Source organism: Burkholderia sp. Ac-20353 (assembly GCF_017104785.1).
Classification (GTDB): domain Bacteria; phylum Pseudomonadota; class Gammaproteobacteria; order Burkholderiales; family Burkholderiaceae; genus Burkholderia.
In genome coordinates, this window is sequence record NZ_JAAGPL010000401.1 from 1 (window position 1) to 2,786 (window position 2,786).

Here is a 2,786-nt window from a genome sequence, read left to right on the forward strand (position 1 = left end):
TGGCGGCGATCGCGCCGATCGCGGCGGGTAGCGCGGACGGCGCGATGTGGAGCGCGGCGACGTTCGAAAGGGGCCGGCAGATCGCGATCGCCGGCGACTGCGCGGTGTGCCACACGGCGCCGGGCGGCGCGGTCAACGCGGGCGGCCTTGCGCTCGACACGCCGTTCGGCACGATTTACACGACCAACATCACGCCCGATCCGGACACCGGTATCGGCGCATGGTCGTATCCGGCGTTTGCGCGCGCGATGCGGGAAGGAATCGGACGGGACGGCACGCACCTGTACCCGGCGTTCCCATACACCGCGTTCGCGAAACTGAGTGAAGCGGACCTGCTCGCGCTGTATGCGTACCTGATGTCGCAGCCGCCGGTGAAACACGTGCCGCCGAAGACGAAGCTGCCATTCCCGCTCGACCAGCGGCGGCTTGTCGCCGGCTGGAACGTGCTGTTTCACGACTCGGCTCCGTTCGTGCCGGACCCGTCGCGCTCGGCGCTATGGAATCGCGGCAAGTACCTGGTCGACGGCGCCGGGCACTGCGGCGCGTGCCATACGCCGCGCAACGTGCTGGGCGCCGAGAAGGGCGGCTTCGCGTATCTGTCGGGCGGCGCAGCCGAGGGCTGGGCGGCGCCGTCGCTGGTCGGCGCGCACGCGTCGCCGGTGCCGTGGACCGAGGATGCGCTGTTCGACTATCTGCGCACCGGGTTCTCGGCGCAGCACGGCGTCGCGGCGGGGCCGATGGCGCCTGTCGTCGCCGGGCTCGCGACGCTGCCCGAAGCGGATGTGCGCGCGATCGCACATTACGTCGCGTCGCTGTCGCCACGAGTCGATGCTGCGAGCGCCGCCGACGCGGCCGCCCATCAGGCGCGCGGCGCCGAAGCGGTCGCGACGCTCGGTCTCGAGAACGGCCGCCGTGCATTCGATGCCGCGTGCGCGGTGTGTCATGCGGAGTCGGGTGGCGTCGGCCATTTTGGCGTGCGGCCGCTGATGGGGCTGAACACGAGCGTCAGCCACGCGACGCCGGACAACCTGCTGCGCGTGCTGCACGACGGCATCGACCACCCGGCGACCGAGCAACTCGGCTACATGCCGGGCTTTCGCGACGCGTTCGACGACCGGCAAATGGCCGAACTGGCGGCCTATATCCGCGCACGCTATGCGCCGGGGCAGCCGGCGTGGCGCGATCTGGAAGCCGTGTCCGCGCGAATCCGGCGGGGCGCGCATTGATGAGTCGAAGAAGCACAGGCGGGCAGCGGGGAGCGGGTGGAGATACTGCCTGCGTCACGCTGTCGCATTGACCGACGATTACCGGATCTTCGCCCGCAAACCCCCGCTCTGTCATGCGCGATCAGGCTCGTCCCGGTATCTGAACCCCCATCGTTTAACCATTCGAAACAGTTTGTTCTCTGAAAAGGGCATGATCTTCGGCGAATTGGCGGGCATACTGGCGGCCATGTTGTCGAATGCCGTTCCAGTGACGGCGCACTACCCCCGATGCCGAACCCTGTCTCTCCGAAATCCCTGCGATGGCTGCCTGTCGTGGCCGTCGTATCGCTGTTTGCCGCCTGCTCGACCGCTTCCGACGTCACCGCGACGTCGAACCCGAACGTGTTCACCGTATCGACGCGCACGGTCGGCGTGTCGACCACCTGGGCCGACGCACATACGAAAGCGGTCAACGAAGCAAGCGACTTCTGCTCGCAGCGCGGGATGCGCGCGAGCATGAAACAGGAGTCGTTGAGTAGCGGCCGCGGCGTGAACGCCCGCTCCGAACTCGCGTTCGAGTGCCATCCGACCTTCGAAGCCGCGGCTGACCCGCGCGGTTGAGGAGGGCCGCCGCCGCGCGATGGTGGGGCGGCGAGTGAGGCTGGTCCGCGGCCGATCGCTAATCGCGTGGCACTGCAGATCATTAGCGAACCCGAAGCGGCCGGCGGTGTGCGGCGTGCGCGGCAGGCGACGCGTGCGCGTCGCCTGCATTGCTCCGTCAGCCGGCCGTCACGCGGCCGGCGCCTGCGCTTCGTACAGCTTCACGCACGCGGAGAAGTCGAGTCCGCCCAATCCCTGCTGGCTCATCGACTGATAGAGCTGCTGCGCGAGCGCGCCCATCCACACCGGCTGGCGCGCTTGCCGCGCGGCTTCGGTTGCGAGCCCGAGATCCTTCAGCATCAGGTTCGCGGCGAAGCCGCCTGAATAGCCGCGCGCGGCGGGCGCCGCGGGCAGCACGCCCGGATACGGGTTGCAGCTGTCCGAGCTCCAGCAGCGGCCGGTCGACGTGTTGATGATGCCGGCCAGCACCGCCGGCTCGATCCCGAGCGCCGCACCGAGCGCCATCGCCTCGGACACGCCCATCATCGAGATGCCGAGCAGCAGGTTGTTGCAGATCTTCGCGATCTGGCCGGTGCCGGTTCCGCCGCAATGCACGACGTTCTTCCCCATGTCGAGCAGCACCGGACGAATCCGTTCGAACAGCGCGGCGTCCGCGCCGACCATGAAGGTCAGCGTGCCGGCCTGCGCGCCCGCGGTGCCGCCCGACACCGGCGCATCGGCGAGCGGATGATCGTGCTGCGCGGCCGCGTCGGCGATTGCGCGCACGGTGCCCGGATCGATCGTGCTGCAATCGATCAGCGTCGCGCCGGCGCGTGCACCGGCGAGCACGCCGTCGTCGCCGAGATAGACGCTTTGCACGTGCGTCGCGGCCGGCAGCATCGTGGTCATGTCCGCACCGCCGCGCGCCGCGTCGCCCGGCCAGCTGGCGCGCGTCGCGGCGGCGCTGCAGGGCGTGTGTAG

General features: G+C 69.5%; 3 protein-coding genes. 2 read left to right on the forward strand and 1 reads right to left on the reverse strand.

Annotated features, from left to right (window positions below; translation table 11 throughout):
* Nucleotides 1-1,226, forward strand: a 1,226-nt coding sequence (locus G3N94_RS40630) for a cytochrome c (RefSeq protein WP_205799807.1), incomplete at its 5' end; no start/stop codon positions are given.
* A 267-nt stretch (nucleotides 1,227-1,493) separates the two neighbouring features.
* Nucleotides 1,494-1,826, forward strand: coding sequence for a hypothetical protein (locus G3N94_RS40635; RefSeq protein WP_205799808.1), 333 nt, complete (start codon nucleotides 1,494-1,496; stop codon nucleotides 1,824-1,826).
* A gap of 168 nt (nucleotides 1,827-1,994) precedes the next feature.
* On the opposite strand, the gene mmsB is transcribed toward G3N94_RS40635, so the two are convergent.
* The coding region (gene mmsB, locus G3N94_RS40640; protein WP_205799809.1) for a 3-hydroxyisobutyrate dehydrogenase at nucleotides 1,995-2,786 on the reverse strand (792 nt) is incomplete at its 5' end.